Genomic DNA, 16,631 nt, shown 5'->3' on the forward strand with positions numbered 1-16,631 from the left:
TTATGACAACAGGCGCTCCGCGGCGTTGATGCGATCGCCGTCGCGCGTCCACCGGTAGACCAGCGGTCCGCTGGCGCGCTTGAGGGATTTGAAGAGATCCTTGTCGGCGCGCTGCTGGAGCATCAGCTCCTCGACGCCGCGGGCCGAGCAATTGAAGATCTTGGCGTAGCCCTTGTAGACGCGCGGCTCGCCCAAAATGCGCGAGGCGTCGGCGGGCGGCGGTGCGGCGCGGCGATCGAGGACCAGGAAGCTGTAAGGCAGGGAGCGCAGGTCGATGCCCGCGCGCTGGCCGAATCTCACCCATTCGGAGTTCGCGAAAATTTCCGGAGGCGGCGCGGCGAAGAAGTGACACCAGTCGCGCTCCCGACCGGGAGCGAGCAGGCCGCAGGGGGCGTCGTGCGGACAGGGCGCCACGGTGGGCAGGCCGTCCGCGCGCAGGCGCTCGCGCCAGCCGGCGAGTGCGCGCGAGACCTCGTGCGTGCCGGGCTCGACCCAGAGGACGGTCTGGGCGCGGGCGAGCAGGCCGGCGAGCTCGGCGCGGCCGGTCTCGTCGAGCTCGTTGAGCACGTGGCTGACGACGAGGACGTCGATCGTTCCCTCCTGGAGAAAACGATAGCTGGCGCGCTCGACGGCGAGGGCGGGGAGGCGCTGCTGCGCGCGATGGAGGGCGAAATCGACCGCGAGGGGCGAATGATCGTGGAGGACGAGGCGGGCGACCTGACCGAGGCCGAGAAACGCGGCGACGCGCCGGCCGGCCACGCCGCTGCCGCAGCCCCAGTCGAAGACGGTGGCGTTGGCCGGGGCGCTCCAGCGGCGGAGCCGCAGCTCGCGCAGCACGGCATCCCATTTCCAGCCGATGCGCTCGGCGTAGGTGAGGTCGTAGGCCTCGAGGTCGGTGATCGTGTGCCAGTAGGGACCCGCGGCGCGCGCGTCCGTGAGGAACGTCTCGCGCAGGCGATCGAGCACTTCCCAGTCGAGCGAAGTCAGGTCCATTGGCGATAGGGACAGGCGTGCGTCAGGCAAGGTCGATCGGATCTGCTGCTCATCGATTGAGCAACAGGCCGGGCAATACCGAGAAGCCGACATAGGCGAGCGTCAGCGCAAGGAACCAGGCGACGCCTTTCCAGCGCCGGGTAAGAAACAGGTAGATCGGCAGAACGAGAGGGAAAAACATAAACGTGTAGTCAGCCGGCCACTCGCGGGCATCCTTTCCGGCATCACGCGCAATCCAGCAGGCGACGCAGAAGCCGAGCAGCACGCGTTCAGTGAGCGAGGGATCGACCGGCGCGCCAGACGCGATCGCAGCATGAGCGCGCAAGAATGTTGCCGTCACGACCGTGGCGACGAACCACCAGAGCGGATTGTGCAGCGGCCGAGCCAGGTCCGATTCGCGCGGCATCGGCAGCGGCTGGCTCCTACTTCGTCACCGTCACCGGCACGGAGCTTTCGCCCGCGCTGCTCTTGAAGAAGAGCGAGCCGGTGCCGGGTTTGCCGCCCTGCACGGCGATCGTCACGCTGGTCTGGCCGGCGGGGACGATGACCTCGGGCATGATGATGCTCTCGGGGGCGTCGGTCTGGACGTCGATGAGCATGCCGCCGGCGGGCGCGGGCTGGGGAATGGTGAAGGTCATCGCCTGCTGTTCGCCGGCGCGGAGCGTGAGCGCGCTGGGCGAGACGGTGAAGTTGATGGCGTCGACACGGAAGGAGCCGACCGCGAGCGCGGTGCCGCCGCCGGCGACGCGGAGCGTGTAGCTCTTGCCCGTGGCGACCGCGGGGACGAAGAAGCTGATCGAGCTGGGCGATTCGAACACCGTGCGCGTGGGCTGGTTGTCGAAATAGACGACGTCGTTCGGCGTGAAGCCGGCGCCGAGGACGCTGACGCGCGCGCCGACTGGGGCGCGGCCGGCCTCGGGACGGAGCACGTAGCGGCCCGCGATGCTCATGTGCTGCAGCTCGGAGTGCGCCTCGGTGGGGATGGCGCCCGGGGGCGCGTCCTTGCCGAGGTAGGAAACGATGAAATAGTAGTTCGCGTTCGTGCGGCCGGCGGGCAGCTGGTAGTCGAACTCCCAGAGCTCGGCGGCGCTGCTCTTCGTCATCGGGTAGATCTGGCCGTCGATAACGATGCGGGGCTTGATCGACGCCTCGTCGATCGAGAACGACGCGGGCTTGAACGTCGCGGTGATCGTGTAGATCTGCGAGGGGTTCGCCGGCACGTTGTCCGGCGTCATGTTGGTGATCGTCATCACCTGGCAGCCGGTCAGGAGCCAGAGCGCGCCGGACGCGCTGACGAGCGCCGCGAGGCGACGGAATCGGGAGGAGAGGAGTTGCATGGGAAAAGGTTGCGCCGGGCCGCGCAGGCCGTTGGCTGGTCGGAAATTGACGCATTTCTAATGGCCGGGTTCCCCGCAGGGCAAGAAAAGTCTCGGAACGGCGCCGACGCCGCGCCGCCGGCCGTCGTGCCGGCGTTGGGCGTTTACGTGCACGTGCCGTTCTGCGCGACGACCTGCGATTTCTGCGCCTTTTACCAGACCGTGCCCAAGGCCGACGCCGTGCCGCGCTACCTCGCGGCGATCCGGGACGAGATGGCGCTGGTGCCCCGGGCCGGGCGGCGGGTCGACACGGCGTTCTGGGGCGGCGGCACGCCGGGCTTGCTGCGGGCGGGCGAGCTCGAGCAACTCGGACGCGCGATGGTGGACTTCTGCGGCGGCGCGCCGGCGGAGTGGAGCGTCGAGCTGGCGCCGGCCACAGTGACGGCGGAGCGGCTGGCCGTGCTGCGGGCGCTGGGCGTGACGCGGATTTCGCTCGGCGTGCAGAGCTTCAACGAAACCCTGCTCGACGCGCTCGGCCGCCAGCACACGCCCAAGCAGGTCTACCGCGCCTACGACCTGATCCGCGCGGCGGGTTTCCCGAGCGTGAACCTCGACCTGATGTTCGCGCTGCCGAACCAGGACGAGGCCCAGTGGCGTGCGGACCTCGCCGAGGTCGTGCGGCTCGCGCCCGACCACCTGTCGACCTATTGCCTGACCTTCGAGGAGGACACGGCGCTGTGGGTGAAGCTGTCACAGGGCAAGGTGAAGCTCGATCCGGAGAAGGAGGCGGCGTTCTACCTCCGCACGTGGGAATTCCTCGAGGGCGCCGGCTTCGCGCAATACGAGGTCTCGAATTTCGCCCGTCCCGGCCACAGCTGCCGGCACAATCTGAACACCTGGCGCATGCACGAGTGGATCGGCTTCGGGCCGTCGGGCGCCTCGCAGTTCGCCGGCTGGCGGGCGAGCAATCCGCCGGACCTGACGCAGTGGCACGCGGACGTCGCGGCGGGGCGCCGCGCGACCGCGGACCGCACCGCGCTGACGCCCGAGCTGCTCGCCGCCGACAGCGTGATCTTCGGGCTGCGCATGAACGAAGGCGTGTCGCTGCCGGAGCTGCGCGGCCGCTTCCCCGGCGCGCCCTGGGATCCGCTGCACGAGCTGCTGCCGCGCCTCCTGCTCGAGGGCCTGCTCGTCGATTCGCCGGCCGGGCGCATCCGGCTGACGCCGCGGGGGCGCCTGCTCGCCGACGCGGTCGGCGCGGAAGTGCTTGAAGCCTTTTCGTCGGATCCAAAGGCTGCGGGGCAATGACGTTGCCTCCGGTCGCCTCGCTCGCGCTCAGTGCCGGCCTCCTGCTCGGGGGCTGTGCGACCGCGCCGCAGACGCCGGCGGATTACGCGCCGCTGCGCGCGCGGTTTTACCTGGAGGCGAAACCGGACGAGGCCGGCGTCGCCGTGACGCTGCCGCAGAGCGGCGTCACGATCACGGTCGCGCCGAAACCCGTCGTGGGAGAATACGATCTGGTCGGGGCCGAGATCGCGCAGGTCGAATTGGGCCGCTGTCTGCTGGTGCAGCTGAACGCGGCGGCGGCGCGCGACCTCTACCGGCTGTCGGTCGGCGCGCCGGGCCGCCGGCTCGTGCTGGCGCTGGACGACCGCTTCGTGGGCGCGCGGCGCATCGACGGGCCGATCGAGGACGGCGCGATCCTCACCTTCGTCGAGTTGCCCGATGAGCAGCTGCCGGCGGTGGTCGCGCGGTTGAAGCGCACCTCGGCCGACCTGGTGGCGGCGGCACGAAAGGCCCGGCCATGAAGCGCGCGCGCCTGATGGCGTTGCAGTGCGGGCTGGCCGCCGTGGTGGCGACGGTCGCGCACGCGCGCATCGACCTGGTTTTTCCCACCCCGCAGAAGGCCTGGACGTCGGGCCGCATCGAGGAATTCATCCAGCCGACGGTGTCCGGCGATCCGGAGTCGGGGCTCTTCGGCTGCGTGCGCAGCGGGGGCTCGCAGTTCCACGAGGGCCTCGACCTCAAGCCGACGACGCGCGACCGCCGCGGGGAGCCGGCCGATCCGGTGTTCGCGGCGATGGACGGCGTGGTGAAGCACGTCAGCCAATCGCCCGGCTCGAGCAATTACGGCCGCTACATCGTCATCGAGCATCCCGAGCAGACCCCGGCAGTCTACACGCTCTACGCCCATCTGGCGCGGATTGAGCCGGGCATCCGCCCCGGCGTGCGCGTGCAGAAGGGTCAGACGATCGGCCTGATGGGGCGCAGCGCGGGCGGCTACGCAATCCCGAAGGAGCGCGGGCACCTCCATTTCGAGATCGGCCTGCGGGCGACGGACAACTTCGAGGCGTGGTATGCGATGCGCCGCTTCGGCAACCGCAACGAGCACGGCGATTTCAACGGCATGAACCTGATGGGCATCGACCCGCTGGACTTCCTGCGCGCGTGGCGCACGGGGCGCGTCGACTCGTTCCAGGAATACTTCGACAAGCTGCGACCGGTCGTGACGCTGCGCGTGGCGACGACGCGGGTGCCGGACTTCATCCGGCGCTATCCCTCGCTCCTGCGGAAGCCGATCAACGGCCTCGTGGCCGGCTGGGAAGTCGCCTGCAACGCCACCGGCCTGCCGTTTGCGTGGACGCCGCTGTCCGGCAATGAGGTCATCGGCATGCGCGCCGGCGAGGTGCGCGTCGTGTCGGCCGACACCGCGCTGGCGCGGGCGCACCGGTGCAAGGACCTTGTGCGCGTCCGCGGCGGCAGTTACGCGCCCGGCGGCGACTTGCGCACGATGATCGAGCAGGTCTTCGGCATCCGCTAGCGCCGGCCGCGGTCAGCGCCGCCGGGGCTTGGCGCCCTTCGCGGCAGTCTTCACTGCGGCGAGGAGACGCTGGAACTCGGGATCGACCTTCAGGCTCGCGAGGTCCGGATCTTGGCGCATCCACTCGTGGTCGGTGTAGCCGAGGGTGAGCGCGACGCGCAGGCTGTCGAGCGCGTCGAGCGGGCGGTTGCTCAGCGCGAAGCTGCAGGCGAGGTTGTAGTGCGCGGTGGCGTTGGTCGGCTGGAGCTTGACCAGCTTGCGATCCATGCGCAGGCCGTCGGCGATGCGGCCGGTCTTGGTGTAGAGGCCGCCGAGGAGCTCGATGACTTCGGCGTAGCGCGGGCAGCGGCGGTGGACGGACTCGAAGAAGGTGATTTCGAAGGCGGGATCGCTCTTCGGCGGGCGGGACATGGGCTACTTGGTGCGGTTCGGGCAGGCGTGGCGCTCGCGGAAGGCGATGCATTGCGCGCTGACTTGGAGGCGTTGGGAGATCGGCTTGAGGCCGAGCTTGGACGAGACCGTGCTGCCATACCATTCCATGAACGGCGCGCTGATCTCGAAAATCTTGTCGCAGTCGACGCAGACGACCTGCGCGACCTGGGTGTTGCCGGAGGAGGGGAAGTAGAACTTCTCGCCCTTGCCGATGTCGACCTCCCGCAGGAGCGCGCTCTCGGTCATGATCGGCAGCGTGCGGTAGACGGTGGCGCGGGACACGGAGTCGTCGATCGCCCGGGCGTGATCGAGCAGCTCCTCGGCGGTGAAATGCTCCTTCTGGGCGAAGGCCGCGTCGAAGATCGCGAGGCGCTGGCTGGTCACGCGGAGACCCTTTTCGGTCAGGTAGGATTGGAATTTTTCGCGGGCAGCCTCGACGCTCACGCCGGCAGCATCGGGGACGGCGTTTCCGAGTGTCAACGCGGAACGCGGCGCGTCCCTTGGCGGCGAAAACGCATTGCCTCACACGCGGCGCGGGCATCGTCTCAGGCGATGATCGTGGCCGTCCAGCCGCTCGCGGGTTTCGAGAAGCTCCTGCACTACCGGGTGCCGGAGTCGCTCGTGGACGCCGTCCGCGCGGGCTCGCTCGTGCGGATCTCGATCGGCCACCGCCACGGCATCGGCCTGGTGCTGGAGCTGAACGCGTTGCCCGACGTGCCGCTGGAGAAGCTGAAGCCGATCGCGGCGGTGCTGCACGAGTTCCCCGCGCTGACCCCGGACCTGCTCGGCCTCGCGCGCTGGATGAGCAGCTACTACGCGGCGCGGATGGATTCCGTCCTCGAGACAATGATCCCCGGCGCCGTGCGCGCCGGCGCGCGGCTCAAGCACGACAAATACCTCGCGGTCGCCCGCGCGCTGACGCCGGAGGAGCACGCCGCGCTCGTGCGCAAGGCGCCGAAGCAGGCGAAACTCTACGATTTCCTGCAGCAGCAGTTCCGTCCGGTGAAGAAATCCCTCGTCCTCCACCGCCTCGGCGCCACCGCCGCGGTGGCGAATGCGCTGCTCAAGCACGGCGTCATCCGTGAGGAGCTGCACCACGTCGAGCGCGTGGCCTACGCGGACAACTGGAGCGGCGGGGAAGTGGTGGCGACGCGCCCGCCGGAGCTGAACCCGGAGCAGGCCGCGGTCGTGGCCTCCGTGGGCGCGAGCCTGGAGCAGCGGAAGTTCGCCGTGCACCTGCTCAACGGCGTCACCGGCTCAGGCAAGACCGAGGTTTACCTGCGCGCCGTCGAGGCGGTGCTCGCCGCCGGCAGCAGCGCGATCTACCTCGTGCCCGAGGTGGCGCTGACGCCGCAGACGGTGGCGCGCCTCCGCGGACGCTTCGAGGCGGCGGGCCACAAGACCGTCGTCTGGCACAGCCACTTGAGCGAGGGCGAGCGGTTGGACGGCTGGACGGCGCTGGCGTCGGGGCAGGCGCGTGTCGTGGTCGGCGCGCGCTCGGCGGTGTTTGCCCCGGTGCAGGACCTGCGGCTCATCGTCGTCGACGAGGAACACGAGCCCGCCTACAAGCAGGACGAGACGCCGCGCTACCACGGCCGCGACGTCGCCGTCTACCGGGCGAAGCTTGCCCACGCCGTCTGCCTGCTCGGGTCGGCGACGCCGTCGCTCGAGTCGATCGCCAACGTCCGCGCCGGCAAATACGTGCAGGACCGCCTGACCAAGCGCGTCGACGACAAGAAACTCCCCGACATCCAGATCGTGGACATGCGCATCGAGGTGATGCGCACGCGCGGGCTCACCACGCTCTCGCGCCTGCTCGTCGACCACATGCACCAGCGCTTCGCGCGCAAGGAGCAGACGATCCTGTTCATCAACCGGCGCGGCTACTCGTCGTCGATGCAGTGCCGCAAGTGCGGCCACGTCGAGGAGTGCCCGCACTGCAGCGTGGCGATGACGTATCACCGCGCGGACGAGACGCTGAAGTGCCACCTCTGCGGCCACCAGCGCGGCGCGCCGGCGGTGTGCCCGGCGTGCGCCGCGCCGGAGATCCGCTGGCGCGGGCTCGGCACGCAGCGCGTGGAGGAGGCGGTGCGTCGCGTGCTGCCGCGCGCGCGGCTCGAGCGCATGGACGCCGACACGATGGCGAAGAAGCACCGGTTCCGGCAGATCCTGGGCGACTTCCGCGCCGGCAAGATCGACATCCTCATCGGCACGCAGATGATCGGCAAGGGCCTCGATTTCCCGAACGTCACCCTCGTCGGCCTGATCGACGCGGATCTCTCGATGCACGTGCCGGATTTCCGCGCCAACGAGCGGACCTTCCAGCTGCTCGTGCAGGTCGCCGGCCGCGCCGGCCGCGGGGACCGCGCGGGCGAGGTCGTCGTGCAGACGTTCACGCCGCAGGCGGACGCGATCCAGTTCGCGAAGAAGTCGGATTTCGACGGGTTCGCGGAGGCCGAGCTGACGATGCGCAAGAATTTCGCCTACCCGCCGTATCGCCACCTGATCCATCACATCTTCCGCGGCCCGAATCCGGAGAAGATCATGTTTTTCGCCCAGCAGTGGGCGAAAAAAGTCGAGACTACGCTCGGCGGGGAGATCGAGATCCGCGGCCCGTCGCCGGCGCCGATCGAGAAGGTGAAGGACGAGTATCGCTTCCAGATCTGGTATTTCACCCAGCGGACGGCGAAGGTCGTCGCCGAACTGGTGAAGCTCCAGCAGACGATCGAGTGGCCGGCGGATGTGACGCAGGTGCTCGACGTCGATCCGATGAGTTTGGTGTAACCGCGCGCATCGGAGAATATCCGATGTGGCCGACCGGCGCCGGCACGATGGCGGACGCTCCCGTTCGAGAGTAGCTTGCGGACGCGTCCGTCGCGCCGTGCGGAAAGTGAGGAACGGCGGTCGCATTCCCCGCTCTTTGATTTTCCCGGGAGGTGCCGTTGCGCGGCGGCTTCCCGGCCAGTTTCGACCGCAAGTCGGCCGGTGGCGCTGGGGCGCATCACCGCACCGACGGGCCACGCCATTCACGCGCGCGGAACGTTTCCGCACAAGCGTCCGCGCGTTGAATGACATCGCGGTCGTGGCCGCCGTTCGGCAGAGCGAGCGCAAGCTGCCTGCCGAGCGGCGGCCAACATTTTCCCGGCTCAGACGCCGCACCGCCTGCGGCCGCCAGGGGGCGACAATCCGGAAGGTTGAAATGGATCCGCGACTCGCCACTGTCGCGCCCGTGCCCACGCCCCGCCGTCCATCGCGCCATCCGTCCGTCGAAGTGGAGGATTTTTTCTCCCGGCTCGATCATCCGCTGAAGCAGGAAATCCTCGCCCTGGACCGGGCGGTGCGCGCGTGCGACGCGTCGATCCGGTCGGGCCTGAAGTGGAATTCGCTCAGCTGGGCGACCCACGAATATTTCGGCACGGTGTTCCTGCGTTCGACCGAGAGCGTGCAGGTCGTGCTGCATTTCGGCGCCAAGGGCCACCGCGCGGTGCGGCCGTCGATCGCCGACCCCGCGGGGCTGCTGGACTGGCGCGGTGCGGACCGCGCGATCGCGTCGCTGGGGCGGGGCGCGGCCTTCCGGCGTGCGCTGCCGGCCTTCGGTGCGATCGTGCAGGACTGGGTTCGCGCGCTCTAGGCGCGGCGGCTCACAGGAAGCGCTTCAGCTGCTCGTAGGCCATGATGGCGATGCCCATCAGGCTCTCGCCGGCGATGAAGCCGGAGGCGATCGGCACGACCGATTTCTCGGCCAGCACCGGTTTCCAGCGGCGCATCAGCTCCGCAAACGCGGCGCCGAGGAACATGGCGATGCAGTTGCTGCCCGGCAGCACCATCGCGATGCCGATGCCGGCGGGCGAGGGCAGCAGCGGACGCAGGCGCTTCGGGGCGAACTTGTCCCACAGCGCCATCGCGACGCCGAGCACGAGGCCGACGATGATCGCGGTCTTCGAGGTCGGGTGGAGCGCGGCGAGGCCGCCGGAGAAGGCCTTGGACACGCCGGCCCAAACCACGCAGGACGGCGCGGGCCAGTCCTCGCCGCCGAGCACGGACGGATCAGGGATGAGCAGGCGGAACGCCGGCACGATCACGATGGCGCCGGCGACGACGCCAAAAGCTGCGCGTAGAACTGCTGCCGCGGCTTCGCGCCGAGGAGCCAGCCGGTCTTCAGCGTGGTGAGCAGGTCCGCGGCGTGCAGGCCGATGCCGCCGGTGACGTTCGCCGACATGATGTTGCCGGTGAGATTGCCCGGCGACATGACGCCGTAGATCACCTGGGTGACGGGGCCGAGCGCCTTGGTGGGCGTCACGTCCGTCTCGCCGGTCACGCGGGCGGCGACGAAGCCCATGATGATGGCCAGCGGCACGGCGATGAGCGAGGCCCAGAGCGGAATCTGGAACAGCCGTGTCATCAGGAAGACCACGATCGGCGAGAGCACGACGAAGCCCGCCGGGAACCACCACTCGGGGCATTCGAGCGCGGCGATGCCCTGCTCGGCTTCCTTGGAGCGGCGGAAGATCCGTCCCATGCCGGTGAACGCGCGCACGATGCTCTGGTAATCCAGCACGAACGACGTGATGCCCGACGCGACTAGGATCGCTGCGCCCGGCCAGAGCGTCCAGGCGACGATGCCCTTGTAGCTGACCGAGGTGACGATGCCGCGCTCCACGAGCGCCGGGGCGAGCACGCCGTAGGTCAGCACGCCGCCGAGCAGCAGGGACCAGCCGACGCGGAAACTCGTCAGCGCGCCGGCGCCGAAGAGGACGACCTCGACCTTCAGCGCGATCGTCCACTCGGCGAGCGAGCGGCCGCCGAGCTTGGCGAAGGGAATGGAAACCTGCGTCGGCAGCAGCTTGAACGCGTCGCGGAAGAGCGTCAGCACGGCGCCGAACGCCGCGGCGAGGCCGAGCCAGGTGGCCTTGGAGGCGCCGCCGCCCGCCGCCGCGCCGTGGATCGAGCTGATCGTCTCCGCCGTCGCCGTGCCGGTGGGGAAGGAGAGCCCCTCCTGGTTGATCAGCTGGCGCTTGATCGGGATCGCGGCGAAGACGCCGAGCGCGGCGATGACGGCGAACCACGCGATCATCGGCAGCGGGTCGGGGCGGATGGTGGTGACCATGAGCAGCGCGCCGAAGGCCGCCATGTTGCCGCCGCCGGTCATGTAGCCGGCGCCGGAGGCGACGGTGCTGAGGGCGTTGTTCTCGAGTGCGGTGAGCGGCTTCTTCGTCAGGCGCAAGCCGTGCAGCGCCTGGAAGACGGCGAACGCCACGATGCAGGCCGTGAGGGTCACGCCGATGCTCCAGCCGGTTTTGAAGAACACGTAGAGGTTCGAGAGGCTCATCGCCGCGCCGATGAGCATGCCGACGACCACGCCGCGCACGGTGAGGTTGATGGCGCCGGGCTGGTAGGTCTGCCGCAGCCAGTCGGCTTCGCGGGGGGAATCGTGCGGGGCGGGGCGGGGGGCGGCGACGGAGTCCGGCATGGGGAGTTTTCCGCCGACGATGCCGCCGCCGCGCACCCGCGCAAGCCCGGCCCGCCGGACGCGGCCGGAAATAAGACGGCCGGTCCGCGCGAGCAGACCGGCCGATGGACACCCGCGGACGGAAGGCGCGGACTACTCCGCCGTCTTGGGGCTGATGATCGTGTTCACCTTGAGCACCGAGTCCGCCGGGAAGCCGCCGCGCTTGGCGTGTTCGCGGACGAGGGCCTCGCTCGGGGCGAGGTAGACGCAATACATCTTGTCGCCGGTGCAGTAGCTGTGGAGCCAGGTGACCTGGCCCGCGAGGTCGCGCAGCACGCCGCACGAGGTCTGCGAGGCGGACTTCAGCTCGGCGGGCGTGAGTTTGCCGAGGCCGGGCATGGTGCGCTCGATGACATACATGTTGAGCCCGGCGGGCAGCGACTCGGGCCGGGGCTGGTCGGCGGCGGAGACGGAGCCGAGCGCGACGCAGGTCACGACGGCGAGCAGCAGGGAGCGGAGGGAACGTGGCAGTGATTTCATGGGAGCGGTGGTTGGTGGATAAAATTTTCCGGGTCGGCTCAGTCGCCGCCGGTGGTGGGATCGATGATCGCCTTCACTTCGGAAACGCGATTCGCGGGGAAGCCGCCGAGGCGCGCGTGCTCGCGCACGGCCTCCTCGTTCGCGGCGATGTAGATGCAATACAGCCGGTCGCCGGTCACGTAGCTCTGCACCCACTGCACGCGGGGCGCGAGCTGGTGCAGGACGTTGCAGGACTTGCGGGAAGCTTCGCCCAGCTGGGCCGGGGAGAAGCTGCCGATGGACGGGATGTCTCGTTCGATGACGTATTTGGGCATGGGTGGAGGGATGAGCCCCGACGTTAACAGAATCGCGGCGCGCGGCATCGGGGCGGCTCCCTGATTCGCGCTTCGGGCGGTTCCTGAGGGAAAAGTGCCACCGGCGGAAAAATTTCCGGCGATTGGTTGTCGCGCGGGGCGCGGGCGCTTCGATACGCGCGCATGTCCGTCTCCGCCCACGATCCCTGCTCGCCTCGTCTCACGATTGCGGTCGCCGACGAGTGCCCGGCCCTCCGGGAGGGGCTCGTGCGGCTGATTGCGGACGAGTGCGACTTGGAGGCGATCGACAGCGCCGCGACGCCCACGGAGCTCAAGGCGATGGTGCTGCGCCGCGCCCCGCAGGTCGTGGTGATGGACCTCATGCTGGGCGAGACCGACGGGCTGGCGCTGATCAAGGAGCTCGGCGTGCTCGCGCCCGACGTGCGGGTCGTCGTGTTCACGCTCGAGCCGGAGGACGTCTATGCGCTGCGCGCGTTCCGGGCCGGCGCGCGGGCGTTCATTTCCAAGCGCGACGCCGTCTCGTCGCTTTTCCGCGCCGCCCGCGAGGTGGCGGCGGGCGGCCTGGTCGTGCCGGCGATCGTCTCGAGCCTGATGTTCGCCGACGCCGCGCCGGTGCGCCGGGCGGGGGACGGCATCGACGCGCAGCTCACCGATCGCGAGCTGCAGGTTTTCCGCCTCGTGGGCCTGCCGCTGCCGACGCGCGTGATCGCGGAGCGGCTCGGCGTCTCGGTGAAGACGGTCGAAACGCACCGGGAGAACATCAAGAACAAGCTCGCGCTGAACACGCATCAGGAACTCCTCGCTTGCGCCTCGACCTGGCTGCGCGAACGCTGCTCGTGAACCCGTGCGCCGCCCGTCCACGCTTCCCGGAGTCCTCCTGGTGCTCGCGTGCTTCGCCGCGAACAGCCTGATCACGCGCTTTCTGGTCGGCCAGCGCTGGCTCGACCCCGCGGCAGTGACGCTCGTGCGCTTCGCCGCCGGCGCCGGGATGCTCGCGGCGCTCGTGGCGGCCCGCGCCGGCCTGCGTCAGGCGCTGCCGCGCCGCGCGGACGCGCCCGCCGTGTTCGCGCTGGCCGGCTACGCGCTCGCGATCGCGTATGGCTACCGGTTCATCACCGCCGCCGCGGGCACCTTCGTGTTCTACGCGCTGGTGATCCTCACCATGACCGCGGGCGGCGGCGCGCGTCCGACCCGCCGCGCGCTGGCGGGCGCCTTGCTGGCGCTTGTCGGCGTGGGCGTGCTGGCCTTCGGCCGGGTGCGCGGCTCGACGCCGCTGGGCGTGGCGCTGCTGGCGCTCACGGGAGCGACCTGGGGCGTCTACTCGCTGTTGCTGCGCCGGGGCGGTGCGCCGCTCGCGGCGAACGCCCGCGCCTTCGTCGGCGTGGCGGTGCTGCTGCCGGTGCTCGCGTGGATCGAACGCGATGCGCTCGTCTGGTCGCCGGCCGGCCTGGCGCTGGGGGTCTTCATGGGCGCCGTGACGACGGCGCTTTCGTATGCGCTCTGGGCGCGCTTGCTGCCGGAGCTCTCGCCGATCGAGGCGGGCACTTTTCAGCTCCTGGTGCCGGTGCTCACGGCCGGCGGCGGGGTCGTGTTGCTCGGCGAGGAGGTCTCCTGGCAACTGGGGGGCTCCGGCGCGCTGGTGCTGGCCGGCATGTGGCTGACGGTGCGACGCGGCGGACGGGGCTGAGGGTGAAACCCAATGCATGTGACCGCGCAGGCTCCTGACACGGGGTTGTCAGGAACGCGTGTTAGGATCGCGGCGCAATCACGCTTCAACCTCCGACCCGTTCCCATGACCACTCCCGAAATCGCCCAGAAACTCGTCGCCCACTGCCGCCAGGCCAAGTGGGAGGCCGCGCAGCGCGAGCTCTACGCCGACGACGCCGTCAGCCTCGAACCCGCTCAGACCCCGGCCTTCGCAAAGGAGACCCGCGGGCTCGCCGCCATCATCGAGAAGGGGCGCAAGTTCGACGCCATGATCGAGACCCTGCACGCCCTCAGCGTGTCGGAGCCGGTCGTCGCCACGAATTCCTTCGCCTGCACGATGAGCCTGGACGTGACGATGAAGGGGCAGGGACGGATGCAGATGAAGGAGCTCTGCGTCTACCAGGTGAAGGACGGCCGGATCGTCTCCGAGCAGTTCCACGTCTGAGCGCGGCTCAGGACTCGGCCGGCGGCTGCGCCGCGGCGTGCCACGCGATCATGTCGCGCAGGCGCTGGCCGATCTCCTCCGCGGTGCGGATCATTTCCTCGGCTTCCGCGGCCGGAAGCTGCACGCGGCAGTTGCGGCGCCACAGGTCGAGCCAGGCTGCGAAGTGCCGCGCCTCGAGCCCGAGCGGGAAATGCTTCCGCGGCATCCCGCCGCCGTAGCGGACGGGGCCGCCGGTGACGTTCGACCAGAAGTCCGCGATCTTCTCCAGGTGCGCCGGCCAGTCGTCGATCTGCGCGAGGAAGATCGGCCCGATCTCTTGGTGCTGGCGCACGTCGGCGTAGAAATGCCGCAACAGCTGCAGCAGGCGCGGGCGGCCGCCGAGGCGCGCGAAAAGGGAATGGGCCGGTGCATCCATGCGGCCAGCGAAGCCAATTCCGGCGCGTTGTCATGGCCAAAACCGGCGGCGGAGGCGCGCGGACGGAAAATCGCGTTTCCCGCGCGGTCAAAGTATGGCAGCTTGCCGTCAACCCCCGAGATTCCATGTCCAATCCGCTGCTCATCCTCCGCACCAGTCCGCAGACCGTCGACGCCGCCTGCGCGCGTCTTCAGGAAGTTTCCGCCGCGCACAAGTTCGGTGTGCAAGCCTACCACAACCTGCGCGAGAAGATGGAGAGCAAGGGCGTGCCATTCGCGCGCGAATGCCGCGTGGTCGAGGTGTGCAACCCGAGGCACGCGGCGGCCGTGCTGGGACAGGACATCGCGATCTCCACCGCGCTGCCGTGCCGCATCTCGGTTTACGAGGAGAACGGGCGCACCGTGCTCGCGACGATCAAGCCGAGCTCGATGCTCGGGATGTTTCACGCTCCCGGCGCCGCCGCCACGGCGCAGGAGGTCGAGGACACGCTCGTCCGCATCATGGACGAGACCTGCCGCGCCTGAGCGCTGGCGCCGCCCGGCCCGGCGGGCCCGGGATCCGCCGTGGGCGAAGATCGACCGGTCCGCCGCCGAGCTTTGCCGTTGCGGGACGGACGCGGCGGCGCATCCTCGGCCGGCATGATGCGACGTTTCTTCTTGTCGGCCGCCGTTGCGATGGCGGGTATGTCTGGACTGGTGCGAGCGGATGATGCGGCGGATCTGGCGGCCTTGAAGGCCGAGATCGCGAAGAACCACGACCGCTCGCTCGCGCGTTTGCGCGAGTGGATCGCCCACCCGGCGATCGCGGCGGAGAACCGCGGCTTCCCGGACGGGGCCGAGCGCATGGCCGCGATGCTGCGCGAGGTCGGCTTCCAGCACGCCGAGAGCATCGCCACCGACGGCAAGCCCGGCGTGTTCGCCACGCTCGACGCCGGGGCGCCCAAGACCGTGGGCATCTATTTCATGTATGATGTGAAGCAGTTCGACCCGAAGGAGTGGACCTCCCCGCCGCTCGAGGCCGCGCTGGTCGACAAGCCCGGCTACGGCAAGGTGATCGTGGGCCGCGGCGCGGTGAACCAGAAGGGGCCGGAGTCGGCCTTCCTCGCGGCGCTCGATGCCTTCCGCACCGCGGGCAAGAAGCTGCCGGTGAACCTCGTGCTGGTGGCCGAGGGCGAGGAGGAGATCGGTTCGCCGCACATCGGCCAGATCGTGCATCGGCCGCAGGTGCAGGCGGCGCTGGCGAAGTGCACCGGCGTGTGGATGCCGCACGCGACGCAGGGTCTCGACGGCGCGGTGACGGTCAACCTCGGCGCAAAGGGCGTGATCGAGGTCGAACTCACCGCCAGCGGCGCGGCGTGGGGCCGCGGTCCCACGCGCGACGTGCACTCGTCGTTCAAGTCGATGGTCGACAGCCCGGTCTGGCGGCTCGTCGCCGCGCTCAACACGCTCGTCTCGCCCGACGGCAACACCGTGGCGATTGACGGCTGGTTCGAGCACGTGCGTCCGCTCACGGCCGAGGAGAAGGCGATCATCGCCGAGGCGGCGAAAAAGCTTTCCGAGCGGCAGTTCCGCGTCGGCGCCGCGACGAGCAAGTGGATCGACGACCTGCCGTTCCTGCCCGCGCTCGAGCGCTACGTTTCCCAGCCGACGGCCAACATCGAGGGCATCTACGGCGGCTACACCGGTCCCGGCGGCAAGACCGTGCTGCCGCACCGGGCCGCGGCCAAGCTCGATTTCCGGCTCGTGCCGGACCAGACGGCCGAGGAGGCCGTCGCGAAACTGAAGGCGCATCTCGCGAAGCGCGGGTTCGGCGACATCGAGGTGAACTTCACCGGCGGCTACAGCCCGACGGCCACGCCGGCGAACGCGCCGCTGATCCAAGCGCAGATCGCCGTGCTGAAACGCAACGGCATCGAGGCCGTGCTTTGGCCGCGTCTCGCCGGCTCGTATCCGGGCTACGTCTTCACCGACGCCCCGCTGCACCTGGCGGCGGGCCACTTCGGCCTCGGCCACGGCGGCGGCGCGCATGCGCCCGACGAGTTCTTCGTGATCGAGTCCGCCAACCCGCAGGTCCGCGGCTACGATGGCATGGCGCTGTCGCTCGCCGAGTATCTCTACGAGCTGGCGAAATAGGCGGCCGCTCCTCGCCGCGTCGCTCTCTTCTGCCGCGGTTTCACCGCGCGCGACGTGGCGATTTCGG

The 16,631-nt window shown here is 69.7% G+C and carries 18 protein-coding genes and 1 pseudogene; 10 read left to right on the forward strand and 9 right to left on the reverse strand.

Translation table 11 applies throughout. From position 1 onward, the window contains the following. Genes ACMYLB_RS11430 through ACMYLB_RS11440 form a run of 3 tightly spaced genes read right to left on the reverse strand, consistent with a single transcriptional unit; the run spans position 1 to position 2,330 of the window. Positions 1-993 (reverse strand): small ribosomal subunit Rsm22 family protein, encoded by a 993-nt coding sequence (locus ACMYLB_RS11430; protein WP_415907138.1) that lies wholly within the window; start codon positions 991-993, stop codon positions 1-3. A gap of 49 nt (positions 994-1,042) precedes the next feature. Further along, a complete protein-coding gene (locus ACMYLB_RS11435) occupies positions 1,043-1,399 on the reverse strand; it encodes a hypothetical protein (protein ID WP_415907139.1) in 357 nt (118 codons plus the stop codon). Positions 1,400-1,415: 16 nt separating this feature from the next. Beyond that, positions 1,416-2,330 carry an IPT/TIG domain-containing protein gene (locus ACMYLB_RS11440; RefSeq protein WP_415907140.1) on the reverse strand — a complete coding sequence of 305 codons (915 nt, stop codon included), beginning with the start codon at positions 2,328-2,330 and terminating at the stop codon, positions 1,416-1,418. 60 nt (positions 2,331-2,390) lie between these two features. On the opposite strand from ACMYLB_RS11440, the gene hemW reads away from it, so the two are divergent. From hemW to ACMYLB_RS11455, 3 genes are read left to right on the forward strand one after another with little or no spacing between them, the layout of a single operon-like run. Further along, positions 2,391-3,617, forward strand: coding sequence for a radical SAM family heme chaperone HemW (gene hemW, locus ACMYLB_RS11445; protein WP_415907141.1), 1,227 nt, complete (start codon positions 2,391-2,393; stop codon positions 3,615-3,617). Beyond that, positions 3,614-4,117: a hypothetical protein gene (locus tag ACMYLB_RS11450; RefSeq protein WP_415907142.1), complete on the forward strand. Its 504-nt coding sequence runs from the start codon at positions 3,614-3,616 to the stop codon at positions 4,115-4,117. The genes hemW and ACMYLB_RS11450 overlap by 4 nt, the downstream gene beginning before the upstream one ends. Next, the gene (locus ACMYLB_RS11455; protein ID WP_415907143.1) at positions 4,114-5,130 is read left to right on the forward strand and encodes a M23 family metallopeptidase; all 1,017 of its coding nucleotides are present in this window, start codon (positions 4,114-4,116) and stop codon (positions 5,128-5,130) included. The genes ACMYLB_RS11450 and ACMYLB_RS11455 overlap by 4 nt, the downstream gene beginning before the upstream one ends. Positions 5,131-5,142: 12 nt before the next feature. On the opposite strand, the gene ACMYLB_RS11460 is transcribed toward ACMYLB_RS11455, so the two are convergent. Beyond that, on the reverse strand, positions 5,143-5,541 hold the full coding sequence (locus ACMYLB_RS11460) for a TPR end-of-group domain-containing protein (RefSeq protein WP_415907144.1): 399 nt from the start codon (positions 5,539-5,541) through the stop codon (positions 5,143-5,145). Positions 5,542-5,544: 3 nt separating this feature from the next. Beyond that, on the reverse strand, positions 5,545-6,006 hold the full coding sequence (locus ACMYLB_RS11465; RefSeq protein ID WP_415907145.1) for a Fur family transcriptional regulator: 462 nt from the start codon (positions 6,004-6,006) through the stop codon (positions 5,545-5,547). 108 nt (positions 6,007-6,114) lie between these two features. Here ACMYLB_RS11465 and priA point away from each other — a divergent pair, with 108 nt between their 5' ends. Together priA and ACMYLB_RS11475 are read left to right on the forward strand one after the other, a co-directional pair. Further along, positions 6,115-8,346, forward strand: a complete 2,232-nt coding sequence (gene priA, locus ACMYLB_RS11470; protein WP_415907146.1) for a primosomal protein N' — start codon at positions 6,115-6,117, stop codon at positions 8,344-8,346. A 280-nt stretch (positions 8,347-8,626) separates the two neighbouring features. Then, on the forward strand, positions 8,627-9,193 hold the full coding sequence (locus ACMYLB_RS11475; protein WP_415907147.1) for a hypothetical protein: 567 nt from the start codon (positions 8,627-8,629) through the stop codon (positions 9,191-9,193). Positions 9,194-9,203: 10 nt separating this feature from the next. On the opposite strand, the pseudogene ACMYLB_RS11480 reads toward ACMYLB_RS11475, so the two are convergent. From ACMYLB_RS11480 to ACMYLB_RS11490, 3 genes and pseudogenes are all read right to left on the reverse strand, one after another. Beyond that, positions 9,204-11,032, reverse strand: a pseudogene (locus tag ACMYLB_RS11480) (OPT family oligopeptide transporter). Between the two features lie 132 nt (positions 11,033-11,164). Beyond that, on the reverse strand, positions 11,165-11,431 hold the full coding sequence (locus ACMYLB_RS11485; RefSeq protein ID WP_415911066.1) for a DUF4242 domain-containing protein: 267 nt from the start codon (positions 11,429-11,431) through the stop codon (positions 11,165-11,167). 158 nt (positions 11,432-11,589) lie between these two features. After that, a complete protein-coding gene (locus tag ACMYLB_RS11490; protein WP_415907148.1) occupies positions 11,590-11,865 on the reverse strand; it encodes a DUF4242 domain-containing protein in 276 nt (91 codons plus the stop codon). Positions 11,866-12,027: 162 nt separating this feature from the next. On the opposite strand from ACMYLB_RS11490, the gene ACMYLB_RS11495 reads away from it, so the two are divergent. The 3 genes from ACMYLB_RS11495 to ACMYLB_RS11505 all read left to right on the forward strand — a co-directional run bounded on the left by ACMYLB_RS11495 (position 12,028) and on the right by ACMYLB_RS11505 (position 14,017). Next, entirely contained in the window at positions 12,028-12,705 is a 678-nt protein-coding gene (locus tag ACMYLB_RS11495) for a response regulator (RefSeq protein ID WP_415907149.1), read from the forward strand. 4 nt (positions 12,706-12,709) lie between these two features. Beyond that, the gene (locus ACMYLB_RS11500; protein ID WP_415907150.1) at positions 12,710-13,552 is read left to right on the forward strand and encodes a DMT family transporter; all 843 of its coding nucleotides are present in this window, start codon (positions 12,710-12,712) and stop codon (positions 13,550-13,552) included. 105 nt (positions 13,553-13,657) lie between these two features. Beyond that, positions 13,658-14,017 carry a SnoaL-like domain-containing protein gene (locus ACMYLB_RS11505; protein WP_415907151.1) on the forward strand — a complete coding sequence of 120 codons (360 nt, stop codon included), beginning with the start codon at positions 13,658-13,660 and terminating at the stop codon, positions 14,015-14,017. 7 nt (positions 14,018-14,024) lie between these two features. Here ACMYLB_RS11505 and ACMYLB_RS11510 read toward each other — a convergent pair whose 3' ends face one another. Then, complete coding sequence (locus tag ACMYLB_RS11510) at positions 14,025-14,432, reverse strand: group III truncated hemoglobin (RefSeq protein WP_415907152.1); 408 nt, start codon at positions 14,430-14,432, stop codon at positions 14,025-14,027. 125 nt (positions 14,433-14,557) lie between these two features. Here ACMYLB_RS11510 and ACMYLB_RS11515 point away from each other — a divergent pair, with 125 nt between their 5' ends. Continuing rightward, a complete protein-coding gene (locus ACMYLB_RS11515; RefSeq protein ID WP_415907153.1) occupies positions 14,558-14,956 on the forward strand; it encodes a DUF302 domain-containing protein in 399 nt (132 codons plus the stop codon). A 204-nt stretch (positions 14,957-15,160) separates the two neighbouring features. Next, a complete protein-coding gene (locus ACMYLB_RS11520) occupies positions 15,161-16,564 on the forward strand; it encodes a M20/M25/M40 family metallo-hydrolase (RefSeq protein ID WP_415907154.1) in 1,404 nt (467 codons plus the stop codon). The last annotated feature ends 67 nt before the right edge of the window (positions 16,565-16,631 follow it).

This window comes from Oleiharenicola sp. Vm1 (assembly GCF_047777955.1).
GTDB lineage: Bacteria > Verrucomicrobiota > Verrucomicrobiia > Opitutales > Opitutaceae > Didemnitutus.